Origin of the sequence: Microbacterium sp. LMI12-1-1.1 (assembly GCF_040676455.1) — a bacterium.
Classification (GTDB): domain Bacteria; phylum Actinomycetota; class Actinomycetes; order Actinomycetales; family Microbacteriaceae; genus Microbacterium.
In genome coordinates, this window is record NZ_JBEGIA010000012.1 from 731,723 (window position 1) to 747,664 (window position 15,942).

The window sequence follows — 15,942 nt, forward strand, 5'->3', positions numbered from 1 at the left end:
TTTTGACAACCGGTTGCCAACCAAGGCGCAACGAAGCCGGGGCGCGAACATGGAGGCGACGATGCACAGGTGGGCGATCATCGGAACAGGCGACATCTCAGATCGCCTCGTCGCCGACCTTGAGGCCGTCGCGCCCGGTGCCGTCACGGCCGTGTGGGGACGGACCGCCGAGCGTGCGCAGGCGTTCGCCGACGCCCACGGAGTCCCGTCGGCCACGAGTTCACGCGACCAGCTGCTGGCGCGCGACGACGTGGATGTCGTCTACATCGCGACTCCGGCGCACACCCACGCGGCTATCGCGCTCGAGGCGCTGGCGGCAGGGAAGCATGTGCTGATCGAGAAGCCGATCGCCACCGGCGCCGCAGACGCCGAGCGCATCTTCACCACCGCACGCGCAGCCGGCCTCTTCGCGATGGAGGCCATGTGGATGCGGTTCAATCCGCTCTACGTCGAGATGATCGACCGCATCGGCGACGGTCTGCTCGGCGACGTCAACAGTGTGCGCGCAAGCTTCGGTACGCCCTTCCAGGCGCGCGGACGCACCCTGACGCCCGCGCAGGGCGGCAGCATCCTCCTCGACAGAGGCATCTATCCGATCACTCTCGCCCAGTGGTTCCTCGGCGACCCGACGCGTGTCGATGCCGCCGGACGGTTCATGGACGGCACGGACGTCGACGGACACGCGACTCTGGAGTTCGATCGCGGATTCGCGCAGCTCGCGTGGTCGGGAGTCGAGTTCCTCGATCTTTCGGCGACAGTCAGCGGCGACCGCGGCTGGGTCACCTTCGCCCCGATGTTCTGGGCGGGATCGATGGCTCGCGTGCATGCCGGGTCTGTCGAGCGGATCTTCAGCAGCCCCGAGGTCGTCGAGCACCCTCGCCAGGGCAACGGCTACCGGCCGATGCTCGACGCGGTCGCCCGTGCCCTCGACGACGGGCTGATCGAGCACCCGTGGCACGCACACGACCAGACGCTCCGGACCATGCGCACGATGGACGCGGTCTTCACACGCATGTCGTCGGCTTCGGCAGCGCTTTGACATCCCCGAAAGGACGCGCACTCATGGACATCCAGAACAAGGTCTTCGTCGTCACCGGAGCCGGCAACGGCATCGCGCGCGAGGTCGCGCTGCGCCTTCTCGCCGCAGGCGCGTCGGTGGCGGGTGTCGATCTCAGCGAACAGGGACTGCTCGAGACGGCCACGATCGCCGGCGCAGGGGAGCGGTTCTCGCTGCATGTCGTCGACATCACCGACAGGGCGGCAGTCGAGGCGCTGCCCGCTGCGGTCGCCGACATCCACGGGCAGGTCGACGGGATCGTCAACATCGCCGGCGTGATCCAGAAGTTCGTCAAGGTGATCGACCTGCCGTTCAGTGAGATCGAGAAGGTCATGAACGTGAACTTCTGGGGGGTCATGAACATGTGCAAGGCCTTCCTGCCGATCCTGGTGACACGGCCTGCCGCAGCGATCGTCAATGTCGCGAGCATGGGCTCGTACGCTCCGGTGCCGGGACAGGCCGTGTACGGCGCATCCAAGGCGGCGGTCAAGCTGCTGACCGAAGCCCTCTTCGCCGAGCTCCGCGATACGAACGTCGCCGTCACGGTCGTGTTCCCGGGGGCCATCGCGACGGCGATCGCCGCGAACTCGGGCGTCTCGCTCGGCACGGAAGGCGCAGCAGGCGAGACGTCGGCGTACAAGACCACGAGTCCTCAGAAGGCGGCGGAAGTCATCGTGGACGCCATCCGCAGAGGCAGGTTCCGAGCCACCATCGGCGCGGACGCAGCGGCGATGGACAAGCTGTCGCGGCTCAACCCGAAGATGGCGACCACGATGATCGCCAAGCAGATGAGCGGCCTGCTCACCTGAGCGATGACGAGACGAGAGAGTGGAATGACGGCGACGAGCCGAGCGATCTGCAACCCCCTGGACATCGAGTACCGCTATCAGGACGTGAGGTTCTCGGGCGTCGTCGGCGGTATCGATCTCGGCGGCGCGCGTCGGAGCGTGCATCGGGAGGCTGCCGATCCGTCGATCGTCCGTTACGGCGGCCGGTACCTGCTCTTCGCGTCGATGTCGCGCGGGTTCTGGTACTCGGAGAATCTGATCGACTGGACCTACCGGCCCACCGACAGGCTCCCCCCTTTCGACTACGCGCCGGATGTACGCGAGATCGACGGTGCTCTGGTCATCAGCGCTTCGCGGAAGAACGGGAACTCGCCCTTCTTCCGAAGTCGCGATCCGCTCGGCGACGACTTCACCCAGGTGTCGCCCGGCACCTTCCCGTTCTGGGATCCGAGCATCTTCCAGGACGACGACGGCCGGATCTACCTCTACTGGGGATGCGACAACGTGCAGCCTCTCTACGGCGTGGAACTCGACCGAGACCTGACGCCCATCGGCGAGCCGACAGCGCTGGTCGCCTCCGATGTGTCCCGACGTGGCTGGGAGCAGACGGGCGAGGACTACGTCACCCCGGAGCCGACCACCGAGCGGGAACGGCTGACTGCGCAGTTCATGGGGACTTCGCCGTACCTCGAAGGTGCGTGGATGACCCGCGTCGGTGCCCGCTACTACCTGCAATACGCCGCACCCGGTACACAGTGGAACACCTACGCCGACGGGTACTTCACGGCGGAGTCCCCGCTCGGGCCGTTCACGTACTCTCCGCACAGCCCGTTCTCGTCCAAGCCGGGAGGTTTCATCACCGGAGCCGGCCACGGCAGCACGTTCCAGGACGAGTGGGGCAACTGGTGGCACGCTGCCACGATGCGCATCAGCACGAACGACATCTTCGAGCGCCGCATCGGGATCTTTCCGGCAGGCTTCGACGACGACGGCGTGCTGTTCTGCAACCAGAGCTTCGCCGACTATCCCTTCCGCGTCCCCGATGGTCGGTTCGATCCGTGGCTGCAGCGGCAGCCGGAGTGGATGCTGCTCTCCTACCGGGCGCGTACTCTCGCATCCTCAGCGGCGGCGGGGCACGAGCCCGACCTCAGTGTGAACGAGGACGTGCGGAACTGGTGGGCATCGGACGGGCCGGGCGTCGGCGAATGGCTCTCGGTCGAACTCGAGGGGGAGCGGATGGTGAGCGCCATCCAGGTCAACCTGGCTGATCACGCGCTCGCCGAGTCGGCACCGCGGTTGCATGAGGGGGCCGACAGCGGTCACACCTGGCGGGGGATCTACCCGACCCATGACGCGGCCGAGGTCCTGATCGAAGGATCACGCGACGGTGCTGACTGGACCGTGCTGTTCGACGGTTCGGGCACAGGCGAAGACCGTCCGCATGCGCTCATCGTCCTGGACGAGCCGCGTCCGCTGCGCTTCATCCGTGTCACCGCGCGGGCACTTCCCTTCGGCGGCGCGTTCGCCGTGAGCGGACTCCGCGTCTTCGGACGCGGGGCGGGCAGCGCACCGCCCCCGGTGGCGGCCGATGCGGTGCGTCTGGATGCTCTGACCGCACGCCTCACCTGGAACGCCGCTCCCGGCGCCTACGGGTACAACATCCGCTATGGCGTGAGCCCGGACAAGCTCTACCGCAGTTGGCTGGTCTACGACAGGACGCACCTCGACGTGCCGTCCCTCAACGCCGACCAGGCGACCTGGTTCGCCGTCGACTCCTTCAATGAGAACGGCGTGACGCTCGGGCAGCCGACGTCGATCGCGGACGGGCGCTGATGCCTGCAGGCCGGCTCAATCGCCCGCGGCCAGGACGTCCTTCATCGTCGGAGTGAGCTCCGCCGCGAGCTCCCGCGCGAGGAAGCCGAGGCCGATGCGCTCGGTGAGCCGCGTGCCCGCGCGGGCGTGGGTCCACGCGCCCCAGACCGCGGCCCGTTCGGGCTCGACGCCGCGAGCGGCGAAGCCGGCGATCGCACCGGCGCGCACATCGCCGCTTCCGGAGGTTCCGAGCCCTGGACCACCCTCATCGATCCGCCAGGAGCGGCCGTCGGGGTGGGCGGTGAGCCCGTAGCAGCTGACGACGGCGTCGAATCGCCGTGCGATCTCGAGGAGGTCTGCGGGGTCGTCGGCGTCGGCAAGGGGACGGCCGAGGAGGATCCCCGCCTCCTCCTTGTTCGCAGTGAGGATCAGCGTGTCGGGCAATGTGCTCCGCTCGACGTCGGGGAGCACTCCCACCGCGAACGCGTCCAGCACGAGGCAGGCGGGTGCCGTTCCGGCGACGGCAAGCACCGTCGCCCGCGTCTCCGCGGGATCGTCGAAGCCCGGACCGATGAGAACCGCGTCCGCCGAGCCGAGGTGCTCCCCCAGGCGTCCCTCCAGCGGTGCGTCGGCGTCGTCGGGGAGCGCGTAGATGCCTGCCTCGGGCAGCGCGATGCCCACGTGGGCGTCGATCGATCCCGGCACCGCGAGGGCGACGCGGCCGGCGCCGACGCGGAGCGCGGCCTCGCCTGCCAGGATCACGGCACCGGGGGAGCTGCGCGCGCCTCCGACGATCACGATCTCGCCGCGGCTCTTCTTCGAGTCGCCGGGCGCCGGGAGGCCCCACTCCCGCAGCACGGCCGCGGTGACGAGCTCACTCGGGTTCGACATCGGGGTTCCCGGGGTGGACGGTGACCTCGGCGCCCTCGCGCTGCAGGTGCGTCACATCGGCGAAGGTCTCCAGGCGCCATCCGTCCGAGGTTCGCACGAGGTGCGTGACCGACGCGTTGAGCACCGTGTGCCCGGCCGCGAAGTCGAGGAGCTCCTCCTCGCGCATCGGCAGCAGGATATAGAGCAGCAGCATCACGACCGCGTCGTGCGCGACGAGCAGCGCGCGCCGCCCCGGCTGCTCGAGGCCGTCGCGCAGGAACGACCGCAGGCGCAGTGCCACGTCCGCCCACGACTCGCCGCCGGGCGGGCGGTGGTAGAACTTGCCGAGGTGGAGCCTGCGCTCCGTCTCCTCGGGATGCATGCGCGCGACGCCGCTGCGCGTCAGCAGGTCGAGCACTCCGAGCTCGCGGTCGCGCAGCCGTTCGTCGGCCGTCACGGGAACGGCGGGCTCGGCATCGCCGAGCGCGATCGCGAGGGTCTGCCGTGCTCGCGCATACGGCGAGACCCAGAAGAGGTCGACGTCGTCGCGATGCCCGTCGAGCCATCGGCCGAGCGCCCGCGCCTGCTCTTCACCGGTAGGGGAGAGCGGCACGTCGGCGTCGCGGATGTCGAGCGGGATCCGGTCCACGCCGTCGATCTCGGCCTGCGTGGCGGCGACATTGCCGACGCTCTCGCCGTGCCGCACGAGCCATAGTTCGTCCACCGCCATGCCGGTCTACTCGCTCTCCGTCGCGGTGGCGTGGTGCGCAAGGCCGACCGGCTTGGACTCGCTCGAGCCGCGCTGACGCAGGAAGATCGACAGCGCGATCATGGCGCCGACGGCCAGGAACTCGGACTGCCAGTTCTGCAGCGTCCGGTTCCAGAAATCGGGCGAACCCAGGTACTCCACCCACGGTATGGGCGGCTGTCCGTGCTCGGCGTTCTCCGCGTTCAGCACGACGGTGCCCGCCAGGGACTGGGCCAGCCATGACAGCACGAAGACCGCACCCATCACGAGCAGCAGCGAGTTGGAGAAGATCGTCTGACGGATGCCGCGAGAGCGGGCCCACGAGGGGGAGTCGGGTTGCGCGTGCTCACCGACCATCTGCTCTTCGTCGGTGCCGGGGCCCTCATCACCGGGCTTCTTCGACTCGGGCGAACCGCGCTGCACGAACCAGATCGTCGCCGCGATGAAGAGGAAGAACTGCAGGAACTCGGATTGCCAGTTCTCGGCGACGTCGACGACGAACTCCGACGAGGTCACGAAGGCTCCGAACGCGTCGGGTGGCATTCCATGCTGCGCCAGCCGCTCGTTGTTCTCGAACCAGCCGGCGATGGATTGCCCCGCGAGCGCGAGTACGAACAGGGCGCCGAACACGAGGCTGAGGGCGTTGTCGCGAAGCTGTCGCATAGCTCACCGTCCGACCAGGGGAATGGTGATCATGTAGGCGAGGCCGACGGCGAGGACCGTGATCCACGACCAGAACACCACGGCTTCGCCGCGGCGGGGGCCGGCCTCCTCCGGGATGAAGTCATCCATCGCGCACTCCTTCCTGATTCCCGATGCTCCGCTCGAGCCGGAGCTCGCTCTACGCGCGCTCCCTGATCGCGTCGAGGAGCCCCTCTCGCGCACGCTCCAAGAAGGAGCTCTGGTCCTTGCCGACGGGGTGGAGGAAGAGCTCGTCGGCGCCGGCGTCGACCAGCGCGCCGAGGCGTTCGGCGACATCCCGCTCATCGGCGGAGATGAGGATGCCGCGCTCGAGCGCCGCGGTGTCGCCGGGGTCGGCGAGCCGGTCGAAGTCCTCCGGCTGCATGAGGTCCCACATCAGGGCGGGGTCGACGGTCGCCTGGCGCCACTGGTCGGCCGCCGTCCGCAGCGCTTCGGGGCGGGAGTCTGCGAGGCTCACATGCACCTGCACGGCGCAGGGACCTGTGCCCCCCGCATCCCGGTATGCCGACAGGATCTTCCCCACCGTCTCGACCTCGTGACCGACCGTCACGACGCCGTCGGCCCATGAGGCGGCCCATGCCGCCGTCTCCGCCGAGGCGGCGGCGGCGCGCAGCGGCGCCGGGGTCTGCGGCCGAGACCAGACGCGGGCGTCGTGCACCTGGAACGCCCCGTCGTGCGTCACCCGCTCACCGGCGATGAGCCGGCGCATGACGTCCGCGGCCTGCAACAGGCGGTCCTGCCGCTCGGGCTTGGCGGGCCAGGCATCGCCGGTGACGTGCTCGTTGAGGGCCTCGCCCGAGCCGAGCGCGCACCAGAAGCGCCCCTCGAACATCTCCGCGAGCGTCGCCAGCGCCTGGGCGGCGATGACCGGGTGGTACCGCTGTCCGGGGGCGGACACCATGCCCATCGGGAACGACGTCGTGGCGAGAGCCGCGCCGAGCCAGCTCCAGGCGAAGCCGGACTCGCCCTGCGCGAGTCCCCACGGTGCGAGGTGGTCCGAGCACATCGCGCCGTCGAAGCCGGCCCGCTCCGCCTCCTGGACGGCGGCGAGCAGGGTCGACGGGGGCAGTTGCTCGTGGGAGGCGTGATATCCGAGGAACACCATGTTCTCCAGCGTGCCGGGGGAACGCGGTCCTGGCCACGCCGTTGCACCCCGTGGGGGCACGTGCTAACGACGGTTCCTGCTCTAGTGCTCGTGGTGCCAGGCGGGCGCGTCCTCATGGTGGTCGGGCGGTTCGGGCACGATGTGCAGACCGGTCGTCGAGTTGGCGGTGTAGATGAGAGCCTCCACCCACGCCCTGTTGATCGGCGGCTGTCTGCTGCCGTAGAACTTGTAGACGAGCGCGGCGTGGGGGTGGATCCAGACGGTCATGCGACCGTTGCCGATGCTGGGATCGTCCTTCCAGCTGAACGAGAAGGACTCGCCGCGGCGCAGCTTCGCGCTGATGACCACCATCAGATGTGCCAGGACGCGGTCGTCGAAGTCGGCCTTGACCGTCCCCTCGTAGATGAACTTGCCCATGACGCCTCCGGGTGCTGGGGTCAGGGCGACGGGCCGGAAGCGAGTCCCCACCGGGCCCACGATGCGCCTGAAGCCAGGATGCACCCGATCAGTGCTTCTTCGCGCCCCCTCGACGCTGGGCGCTGGGCAGCCTCCCCTCGTGCGGGTAGCGTGAAGGAAGGAGAGATGATGAACAGCAACTTCGCCGCAGCGCTGGCGCACCTCGAGCAGTCCGGCGGTCGGCCGGAGGAGTTCAGCGTCCCCTTCGTGGAGTTCCTCCCCATCACGGGCGCGGCCGTGTCGACGCTCGGGGACGTCTTCGGAAACGAGACCCTGTCGGCGACCGACGACCGCGCCGCCCGCCTCGATGAGCTTCAGTTCGATCTCGGCGAAGGCCCCTGCTGGGATGCCCTGCGCAGTGCGCGTCCTGTGGGCACGACATTCCTTCGTGTCGAGGGCCGCAAGCGGTGGCCGGCCTTCGTCGGCGCTCTCGAGGGGGAGGAGGTCAGCTCCCTGTTCGCGTTTCCGCTGCTCGTCGGCGCGCTGCGCATCGGTGCGATCGACTTGTACTCGCGCGAGCCGATGGCCCTCAATCCCGACCACGAGCATCGAGCCGCCGCGCTGGCGTACGTGATCAGCCGGCACGTGCTGCGGCTCGCGCTCGACGAGCAGGCCCGCGAGGAGAGCCTGCAGCAGCCGCTCTCCCGCCGCGTGGTGCACCAGGCGACCGGCGTCGTCCTGGCACAGCTCGACCTGTCGCCCGACGACGCGCGCCTCGTGATCCAAGGGCAGGCGTTCGCCACCGGCAGGTCGATGGCCGACGTCGCGGAAGACGTCGTCGCAGGACGCCTGCGGTTCACGCGGCGCGACGACAGGATCGAGGTCGAGTCATGACGAAGACATCGCGCGACAGCCGGATTCTCCAGACCTTCGCCATGCTGGCCGACACGATGGTCGACGACTACGACGTGGTCGATCTGCTTCAGCTTCTGGTCGATGCCTGCCATGACGTGCTCGGGATCTCAGCCGCCGGCATCCTGCTGGCCGACGATGAGGGCGACCTGCAGGTGGTCGCCTCGACGAGCGAGGCGAGCCGCCTGGTGGAGCTCATGCAGCTGGGCGCCCAGGCGGGCCCCTGCATCGAGTGCTATCGCACGGGGGCGGCCGTGTCGGTCGCCTCGATCCCGTCCGTCCCGGAGAAGTGGGGTGCGTTCCGCGACAGCGCGACCGCGCACGGCTTCGGCGCGACGGATGCCGTGCCGCTGCGCCTTCGAGACACCACCATCGGCGCGCTCAACCTGCTGCGTGAGGAGGAGGGGCCGCCCGACGACTTCGACGTGGTCGCGGCACGGGCCTTCGCCGACGTCGCGACGATCGGCATCCTCCACGAGCGCTCGCTGCGGGAGTCGGAGCTGCTCGCACGGCAGCTGCAGCAGGCTCTGCAGTCGCGGATCGTCATCGAACAGGCCAAGGGCGTCGTGTCGTTCACGAACGGCGTGCCGATCGACGACGCCTTCCAGATCATCCGCTCCTACGCCCGCCGCAATCAGCTGCCGCTGAGCAGCGTCGCGGCCCGCCTGGTCAATCGCGAGCTCCACATCATCGACGCGACCGGCGACGGCACACCGCGCTGACACCCCGAAGCGCGAAGCGTATACTGACCGCGCGCCCCGGACCCCGGCGTTCTCACAGAAGGCCGGGTGCACTCATGAAGCTCTTGACCAACGGGACAGGGACCTACCTGACCGGCGACCGGATCGCCGACGCGGTGGTGCGGCTCGGGATCGCACTCTCGAACGAGCAGCGTGTCGACGTCGTCGAGATCCCCTATCGCGCGCCTCACGGAGGAGTCGAGCAGGCGATGCTCACGATCGGCTGGCAGACGCGCGTGAACGCCGAGACGCAGTCGACCGCGGGCGACGAACTCGTCGATCACCGTGCCGTGCAGGCCATCGTCGCTCAGGCGCATCGCCTCGTCCCTCACGGCGACACGCCCATGTCACGCGACGAGGTCGGTCACACGCAGGGGTACGAAGACATGCTGTGACGCCGCCGGCGCGGGATCACAGCAGCATGACGACGTCGGTGATCACCCAGGTGCCGTCCACCAGCACGAGGGTGTAGACCCAGTACTCGTCGACCGGGATGGGTGCGTCCATCACCTGGCCGTCGGCATCCGTCAGCGAGTCGTATGTCTCGTGGGACTTGATCTCGAACGTCTTCGCGGACGGCCGCTCGATGTCGGTGGGGGTCAGGGCGAAGTTGGCGACGGACTCGCTGTACGAGCGCGACGCGGGGCCGAAGGCCGCACAGCCGCTGGTGTTCAGCGCCGTGCGGAACGAAGCGGTGGTCGCCGCCAGGTACGCGTCGCAGTCGACCCCGAGCCAGGCGTCGTTGTACGCGCGCATGGTCTCGATCGCCGCTCGTTCGTTCGCGTTCGAGGGCTCGTCCTCTGCCGCCGCCCCGTTCTCGCCCTCGGCGATCCTCCACGTGCCGTCCTCGTCGACGAGGTGGTACCGGTAGGGCGCACCCGCCTCGTACGGCGGATCGAGCGGCGCGCCGAACTCGTCGACCTCGAGCGTGCACACCTCGACGACGTCGACGATGATCTCGCCCACGTGCGGATCGACGTTGGTGCGGAACCGGATGTCTTCGGGATGGACGTCCATCGGGCAGTAGGCGTTCTGGTCGCTGATGTACTGCTCGAACGCGGGGCAGTCCGTCCAGGCCATGAGCTCGCGATAGCCCGCTGTCGTCGACGCCTCGAGAGCAGCGCAGTCACCGGACGAGTACGCCGCCCTCCAGTCGGCCATCGTCCGGGCGACCGCCTGCTTCTCGTCGGCGGTCAGCTGGCCCTCGGTGCGGCCGCCCGTGACGTCGTGGACGGCATCGAGCTTCCACGCGCCGTCGGCGCGGACAAGGTGATACCGATAGTCGGCCTCCAGCGACACCGGGGTGGCGACCGGCTGACCGTTCTCGTCGATGTAGCTCCGAGCCTCGGTGTGCACCCGTGCGGCGATCGTTCCCCGGCCGGTGCCGCTGGCCGAGATCGGCGTCACCTCGAGCGATTCCAGGACCTGGCCGCGGCCGGCGGCGGATTGGGCGAAGACCTCGCAGTCCGTCAGGCCGATGCGCTCGCGGTACGCGGCGGTCGTCGCCGTCACGAACAGGTCGCAGTCCGCTTCGGCGAAGGCCTCTTCGTACGCGGCGACGACGCTCATGGCGTCGGCCTCATTCCCGCCGGCGTTCGAGGGCGACGGAGACGGCGCGGCGGTCGCTGTGGCGGGGAGCGAGGTGATGGCGGCTGCGCCGAAGATCACCGTCAGCACCGCCGCACCGACCGTTTCGGCTGGCCGTCGGGCGCGGCCACCGCCGCTGCCGGACGAGCCCCCAGAGCTCCCCATGGCCGGAGCCTAGCCCTTCACGGCGGCGAGGGCATCAACGGATCCGGAACCGATGCCTGCGGCTGGGTCGGGCCGCCCACCGTCGCCCGGGCGCCGGAGCTACTGCATGTCGTCGATGACCCAGTCGTCGCCGTCGGCGACGACGGTGTACACCCAGTCGATCGAGTCGTCGGCCGGCTCCTCGAGCGGCTCGCCGTTGTCGTCGACCAGGGCCGTATAGGTCTCGGTGGTGGTCACGACGATCGCGTCCTCCTCCTGCCGGACGTCGGTGACCTCGACCTCGTAGTCCTCGACCGCGGACCCGAACGCCTCGGCCTCGCTCTCGAAGGCCGAGCAGTCCGTGAGCCCCGACTCCGCGCGGAAGCCCTCCGTCGTCGACGCCACGTAGGCCTCGCAATCGGCGTCCTGCCACGCGTCGTCGTACAGTTCGACCGCCGCGACGGCGGCCTGCTCGTCGGCGTCGGCCGGCCCGCCGTCGCCGGACAGTCCGACCTGCCCGACACCGGCGCTCAGGATCCGGGAGAGGAGAACGGCCCCGAGGATCAGGATGCCGAGCACGACGACGCCGAGGATCACCCACACGATCCACAGCTTCGACTTCGCCGGCGCCGGGTCAGGCGCAGGCGCCGGGGGAGCATCCTGCGCGGCGACGTGCTCCGTCCACCGGGTGCCGTCCCACCACCGCATCGCACCGTGGCCGTCGTCGTACCACCCGGGGGGAGTCGTCGTCATGCGAGAACGATAGACCCGCGGCATCCGTTCCCGTCAGACCGGCATTCGCGGGCACCTCCCGCGCCTCACACGGCACGCCGATCTCCGCGGCCGGCCGACGCCGACCGCTCCCGGCGGTAGGCCGTCGGGCTGAGGCCGTGCAGCCCCGAGAAGCGCCGCGAGAAGTACAGCGGATCGTCCCAGCCGACGTCACGCGCGATCTCGCCGACCGCGCGATCGGTCGATGCCAGCAGGTGCGCGGCGCGGGTCAGCCTCTCGCGCTCCACGTACTGCTGGGGCGGCATGCCGAGCGTCGCGGTGAACAGGTGCGTGAGCCTCGACGGCGAGAGCGTCGCGATCCGCGCGAGCGTGGCGACGCCCAGATCGCCGGCGAGGTCGGCACCGATGTGCTCGACAACGCGCATGAGCCGTTCGTCCATACGGCCGCGCAGCGGGTTCTGGGTGTCGAGCCACAACAGCGCCGTCTCGAGGGCGTTCATCGCGAACAGCTCCGACTGGGGGAGCGACCCCGCCGACGACCGCGCACACGCGCGAAGGGACGCCAGGATCCGTGGCCGCACCTCGCCCTGGGTGTGCACGACGCCGACGCCTCCCGCCTGCGCCGGCCATTCGAGGAGCGGCGACCACTCGGCGCGCGGATGGAAATGCGCGTACGCGAGCGACCACGACGTCGCCGCAGTGCCGTAGTCGTGCCGCTGATGTGGTCGCAGCAGCACGGTGTCGCCCGCTCCGGTGAGGACCGTGCCCGTGGGGCCGGCCACGCGGCCGGACCCCGCGACGGTGTGGATGAGAAGCCAGTCCGAGGTGCCGCGCTCGCGCCACGTCGCATACTCGCCGCCCTCGGAGAAGACCCCCGCCACGACGCGTACGACGTGCGGGTGCGGCGTCTCGCGACGCCGAGACGCCAGCGCTGTCATAGCAGGATCATCCATGTCATCGCCCGATCATCCCATGGCGTCGGCGGTGGCTGCAGACAAGAGTTGCAGCCATGTCCCTCACGAGCACTCCGACCCCCGATCTCGCCCTCGATTACGCAGAGCACGGAGTCGTGCACGTCCGCGGGCTCCTCAGCCCGACGGAGGTCGCCGAGATCCGCGACGTCTTCATGGAGCAGGTCGAGCGCGATCGCACGATCGGGCACGACGACAACATCTCGGCCGATGACGTTCTCGCGCGCTTTCCCCGGCTCATCCATCCGCACCGGCGCACGGACCTCGAGATCGGTCGCCTGGCACGGCGGTGGATGCTGGACCCGCGCATCGCCGGGCCCGTGACCGACATGGTGGGGCCGGTGCACGCCGCGCAGTCCATGTTCTACTTCAAGCCGCCGACCGCGCGCGGGCAGGCGCTGCACCAGGACAACATCTTCCTGCAGGCGCACCCCGAGACCTGCATCGCCGCCTGGGTCGCGATCGACGACTGCGACGGCGAGAACGGCGGGCTGAAGATGGTGCCCGGTTCGCACCGATATGAGATCGTCTGCCCCGACGAGGCCGACCCCGAGGAGTCGTTCACAAGCACCGAGATCACGCTGCCCGAGGGCTTCGAGGCGGTGCAGACGGAGCTCACCGCCGGCGACGTGCTCTTCTTCCACGGCAGCATGGTCCATGGCTCAGGACCGAACCGGTCGGCCGACCGCTTCCGACGGTCGCTCATCTTCCACTACGTGCCGGTCGACAGCGTGGAGATCTCGCGGTTCTACAACCCCCTGCTCAGCCTCGACGGCAGCGAGGTCGTGATCGCGGAGGTGACCGACGGGGGCGCATGCGGCGAAGGCTGGGCGCCGATCGCACCGCACTGATCGCGCGGGCCCGCCGCACGCGGCTAACGTGAGAGCGTGCGGGAACTGTCGGAGGCGGGCGAGGAGTTCGTCCGTGAACGGCACATCGCCACGCTCTCCACGATGGCGCCGTGGGGCGGCATCCACTCGGTGCCCGTGGGCTTCACCCTGCACGAGGGCGTGCTGCGCATCATCACGTCGCGCCACTCCCAGAAGGTGCGCAACGTCCTGCGCGACCCCACCGCCACCGTCAGCCAGGTCGACGGCGCCCGCTGGCTCGCGTTCCCCGCCAGCGCGACCGTGCACGACGACCCGGACGAGGTCGCCCTCGCCGTCGAGCTCTATGCACAGCGCTACCGCCAACCGCGCGTCAATCCGTCCCGCGTCGCGATCCACCTCGTGCCCGTGCGGCTGATGGGCAGCAGCGGGCTTCTCCGCACCGTCTGACGCCTCCGCGAGGTCCACGAGGGGTTCTCCACAGCCCGCGAACTCATGCTTGCGTCGGCCCGACGCGGGCTGTACCGTGAGGCGCGCCGAGTTATATCGATGGTTAGGTTAACTGGCAGACGAGTCGCGACGAGGCGACTTCACGAACGCGAAGAGGCGGACGGATGTCTGTGAAAGTGGTGCCCCAGCGACCGCGGTCGCGGTGGCGGAAGCTCACCGGGAGCAGGATGCTCCTGCTGATGTGCGTTCCTGCCATCGCGTTCTTCCTGGTCTTCAATTACGCGCCGCTGCCCGGCATCTGGATCGCCTTCACGAACTTCAACTACCGCGACGGCATCTTCGGCAGCCCCTTCGTCGGCTTCAAGAACTTCGAGTTCCTGATCAAGTCCGGCCAGCTGTGGCTGCTCACGCGGAACACGATCCTCTACAACCTCGCCTTCATCGTGCTGGGGAACATCCTGGCGATCTCATTCGCGGTGATGCTCAACGAGGTGCGGCTGAAGTACTTCAAGAAGATCAGCCAGAGCGTCATGTTCCTGCCGTACTTCATCTCGGTCGTGCTCGTCGGCGTCATCGCGTTCAACCTGCTCAACTACGACAACGGCGCGCTCAACGGCTTCCTCGAGCAGACCGGCGGCGATCCGGTCAAGGTCTACAGCAGCCCCGGCGCGTGGCCGTTCATCATCACGCTGGTCCATCTCTGGCAGAGCACCGGCTACGGCACGATCGTCTACTTCGCGGCGATCATGGGCATCGACAGGGTGCTGTTCGAGGCGGCCGCGATCGACGGCGCATCGGCGTGGCAGCGCATCCGCTACGTCATCCTGCCGAGCCTCAAGCCGATCTTCGTGATCCTGCTGCTGTTCTCGCTGGGCGGCATCATGCACGGCAATTTCGGGCTCTTCTGGAACCTGGTCGGCAACAACGCCGCGCTCTTCCCCACGACGGACATCATCGAGACCTCGGTGTACCGCATGGTGATGGCGCAGAACAACTTCACGACGTCCACCGCGGTGGGCCTGTATCAATCGCTGTTCGGCTTCGCGATCGTGATGACGGCGAACTGGATCGTCCGGAGGATGAACCCCGATTATGCTCTCTTCTGACATCGGCGCGGTCGCCGTGACCGAGACGCTCGGCAAGACCGCCCGCAAGCGCAAGGCCGTCGCCGCGGAACGCACGCGTCGCATCAGACTCGACCGCAGCGACTACGTCATCCGGGGCGTCTCGTACGTGTCGATCTCGGTGTTCGTGCTCTTCTGCCTGCTGCCCTTCATCATGATCGTCTCGGCCTCGTTCTCGAGCGAGTCGGAGATCATGAAGAGCGGCTTCGGCCTGCTGCCGAAGGGGTTCTCGTTCACCGCCTACGAGTACATCTTCCGGGCGCCCCGGCAGATCATCGGCTCGTACGTCGTCACCATCGTGATGACCGTCGCCGGCACCGCGATCGGTCTGTTCATCATCGCGATGACCGGGTTCGCGCTCTACCGGCAGGACTTCCGGCTGCGCAACTACATCGCGTTCTTCATCTACTTCACGACCCTCTTCTCGGCCGGCCTCGCCCCGACGTTCCTCTGGATCGGCCGCGACCTGGGGCTGCGGGGCAACTACCTGGCGGTGTTCCTCCCCCTCCTCATGACGCCGTGGCTCATCATCCTGATGAAGAACTTCATGCGCACGATCCCCTACGAGATCATCGAGTCCGGCAAGATCGACGGCGCCGGCGACTTCCGGATCTTCGTCCAGCTCGCGCTGCCGATGATGAAGCCGGCCCTCGCGACCGTCGGCCTCTTCCTCGCCCTCGGGTACTGGAACGAGTGGTACCTGTCGTCGCTCTACCTGGGCAGCACGGTCGAGTTCAAGCCGCTGCAGTACTACCTCTACAACGTGATCAACACGGCCAACGCCCTGCGCAACTCGGTCGCCGGCTCGAACGTCAGCATCACCGACCTGCCGAGCAACACGCTGAAGATGGCGAGCGCCGTCGTGGCGACGGTCCCGATCCTCTTCGCCTACCCGTTCGTCCAGAAATACTTCGTCAGCGGCATCACGGTCGGTGCCGTCAAGGGCTGACACGCGCAGCTGACGTCGTGCGACCGGT

Annotated in this window: 19 protein-coding genes; 10 read left to right on the forward strand and 9 right to left on the reverse strand. The window is 68.7% G+C overall.

The window, feature by feature from the left end:
- The first annotated feature begins 61 nt into the window (after positions 1–61).
- From MRBLMI12_RS11805 to MRBLMI12_RS11815, 3 genes are read left to right on the forward strand one after another with little or no spacing between them, the layout of a single operon-like run.
- Entirely contained in the window at positions 62–1,039 is a 978-nt protein-coding gene (locus MRBLMI12_RS11805) for a Gfo/Idh/MocA family protein (protein ID WP_363356666.1), read from the forward strand.
- Between the two features lie 23 nt (positions 1,040–1,062).
- On the forward strand, positions 1,063–1,866 hold the full coding sequence (locus MRBLMI12_RS11810; RefSeq protein WP_363356667.1) for an SDR family NAD(P)-dependent oxidoreductase: 804 nt from the start codon (positions 1,063–1,065) through the stop codon (positions 1,864–1,866).
- 24 nt (positions 1,867–1,890) lie between these two features.
- A complete protein-coding gene (locus MRBLMI12_RS11815; RefSeq protein WP_363356668.1) occupies positions 1,891–3,678 on the forward strand; it encodes a family 43 glycosylhydrolase in 1,788 nt (595 codons plus the stop codon).
- A 15-nt stretch (positions 3,679–3,693) separates the two neighbouring features.
- Here MRBLMI12_RS11815 and MRBLMI12_RS11820 read toward each other — a convergent pair whose 3' ends face one another.
- The 6 genes from MRBLMI12_RS11820 to MRBLMI12_RS11845 all read right to left on the reverse strand — a co-directional run bounded on the left by MRBLMI12_RS11820 (position 3,694) and on the right by MRBLMI12_RS11845 (position 7,499).
- Positions 3,694–4,548, reverse strand: coding sequence for an ADP-dependent NAD(P)H-hydrate dehydratase (locus tag MRBLMI12_RS11820; protein WP_363356669.1), 855 nt, complete (start codon positions 4,546–4,548; stop codon positions 3,694–3,696).
- Positions 4,532–5,257 carry a histidine phosphatase family protein gene (locus MRBLMI12_RS11825; RefSeq protein WP_363356670.1) on the reverse strand — a complete coding sequence of 242 codons (726 nt, stop codon included), beginning with the start codon at positions 5,255–5,257 and terminating at the stop codon, positions 4,532–4,534. Before MRBLMI12_RS11825 ends, MRBLMI12_RS11820 begins: the two co-directional genes overlap by 17 nt.
- 6 nt (positions 5,258–5,263) lie before the next feature.
- A complete protein-coding gene (locus tag MRBLMI12_RS11830; protein WP_363356671.1) occupies positions 5,264–5,938 on the reverse strand; it encodes a DUF6766 family protein in 675 nt (224 codons plus the stop codon).
- A gap of 3 nt (positions 5,939–5,941) precedes the next feature.
- Complete coding sequence (locus MRBLMI12_RS11835) at positions 5,942–6,067, reverse strand: hypothetical protein (RefSeq protein ID WP_349426143.1); 126 nt, start codon at positions 6,065–6,067, stop codon at positions 5,942–5,944.
- A 49-nt stretch (positions 6,068–6,116) separates the two neighbouring features.
- Positions 6,117–7,082 (reverse strand): TIGR03885 family FMN-dependent LLM class oxidoreductase, encoded by a 966-nt coding sequence (locus MRBLMI12_RS11840; RefSeq protein WP_363356672.1) that lies wholly within the window; start codon positions 7,080–7,082, stop codon positions 6,117–6,119.
- 81 nt (positions 7,083–7,163) lie between these two features.
- Positions 7,164–7,499 carry an ATP-dependent DNA ligase gene (locus MRBLMI12_RS11845; protein WP_363356673.1) on the reverse strand — a complete coding sequence of 112 codons (336 nt, stop codon included), beginning with the start codon at positions 7,497–7,499 and terminating at the stop codon, positions 7,164–7,166.
- Between the two features lie 165 nt (positions 7,500–7,664).
- On the opposite strand from MRBLMI12_RS11845, the gene MRBLMI12_RS11850 reads away from it, so the two are divergent.
- From MRBLMI12_RS11850 to MRBLMI12_RS11860, 3 genes are all read left to right on the forward strand, one after another.
- Positions 7,665–8,372, forward strand: a complete 708-nt coding sequence (locus tag MRBLMI12_RS11850; protein ID WP_349426146.1) for a GAF and ANTAR domain-containing protein — start codon at positions 7,665–7,667, stop codon at positions 8,370–8,372.
- A complete protein-coding gene (locus MRBLMI12_RS11855) occupies positions 8,369–9,112 on the forward strand; it encodes a GAF and ANTAR domain-containing protein (RefSeq protein ID WP_363356674.1) in 744 nt (247 codons plus the stop codon). The genes MRBLMI12_RS11850 and MRBLMI12_RS11855 overlap by 4 nt, the downstream gene beginning before the upstream one ends.
- Positions 9,113–9,186: 74 nt before the next feature.
- Entirely contained in the window at positions 9,187–9,525 is a 339-nt protein-coding gene (locus tag MRBLMI12_RS11860) for a hypothetical protein (RefSeq protein ID WP_363356675.1), read from the forward strand.
- A 16-nt stretch (positions 9,526–9,541) separates the two neighbouring features.
- Here MRBLMI12_RS11860 and MRBLMI12_RS11865 read toward each other — a convergent pair whose 3' ends face one another.
- From MRBLMI12_RS11865 to MRBLMI12_RS11875, 3 genes are all read right to left on the reverse strand, one after another.
- Positions 9,542–10,882, reverse strand: coding sequence for a hypothetical protein (locus MRBLMI12_RS11865; protein ID WP_363356676.1), 1,341 nt, complete (start codon positions 10,880–10,882; stop codon positions 9,542–9,544).
- A gap of 99 nt (positions 10,883–10,981) precedes the next feature.
- Entirely contained in the window at positions 10,982–11,614 is a 633-nt protein-coding gene (locus tag MRBLMI12_RS11870; protein WP_363356677.1) for a DUF2510 domain-containing protein, read from the reverse strand.
- A 65-nt stretch (positions 11,615–11,679) separates the two neighbouring features.
- Positions 11,680–12,531 carry a helix-turn-helix domain-containing protein gene (locus tag MRBLMI12_RS11875; protein WP_363356678.1) on the reverse strand — a complete coding sequence of 284 codons (852 nt, stop codon included), beginning with the start codon at positions 12,529–12,531 and terminating at the stop codon, positions 11,680–11,682.
- A 71-nt stretch (positions 12,532–12,602) separates the two neighbouring features.
- Here MRBLMI12_RS11875 and MRBLMI12_RS11880 point away from each other — a divergent pair, with 71 nt between their 5' ends.
- From MRBLMI12_RS11880 to MRBLMI12_RS11895, 4 genes are all read left to right on the forward strand, one after another.
- Positions 12,603–13,415, forward strand: coding sequence for a phytanoyl-CoA dioxygenase family protein (locus tag MRBLMI12_RS11880; RefSeq protein WP_363356679.1), 813 nt, complete (start codon positions 12,603–12,605; stop codon positions 13,413–13,415).
- 36 nt (positions 13,416–13,451) lie between these two features.
- Positions 13,452–13,841: a pyridoxamine 5'-phosphate oxidase family protein gene (locus tag MRBLMI12_RS11885; RefSeq protein ID WP_363356680.1), complete on the forward strand. Its 390-nt coding sequence runs from the start codon at positions 13,452–13,454 to the stop codon at positions 13,839–13,841.
- A gap of 239 nt (positions 13,842–14,080) precedes the next feature.
- Positions 14,081–14,947: an ABC transporter permease gene (locus tag MRBLMI12_RS11890; protein ID WP_363356681.1), complete on the forward strand. Its 867-nt coding sequence runs from the start codon at positions 14,081–14,083 to the stop codon at positions 14,945–14,947.
- Positions 14,934–15,914 carry a carbohydrate ABC transporter permease gene (locus tag MRBLMI12_RS11895; protein ID WP_331909213.1) on the forward strand — a complete coding sequence of 327 codons (981 nt, stop codon included), beginning with the start codon at positions 14,934–14,936 and terminating at the stop codon, positions 15,912–15,914. Before MRBLMI12_RS11890 ends, MRBLMI12_RS11895 begins: the two co-directional genes overlap by 14 nt.
- Positions 15,915–15,942: the final 28 nt, after the last annotated feature.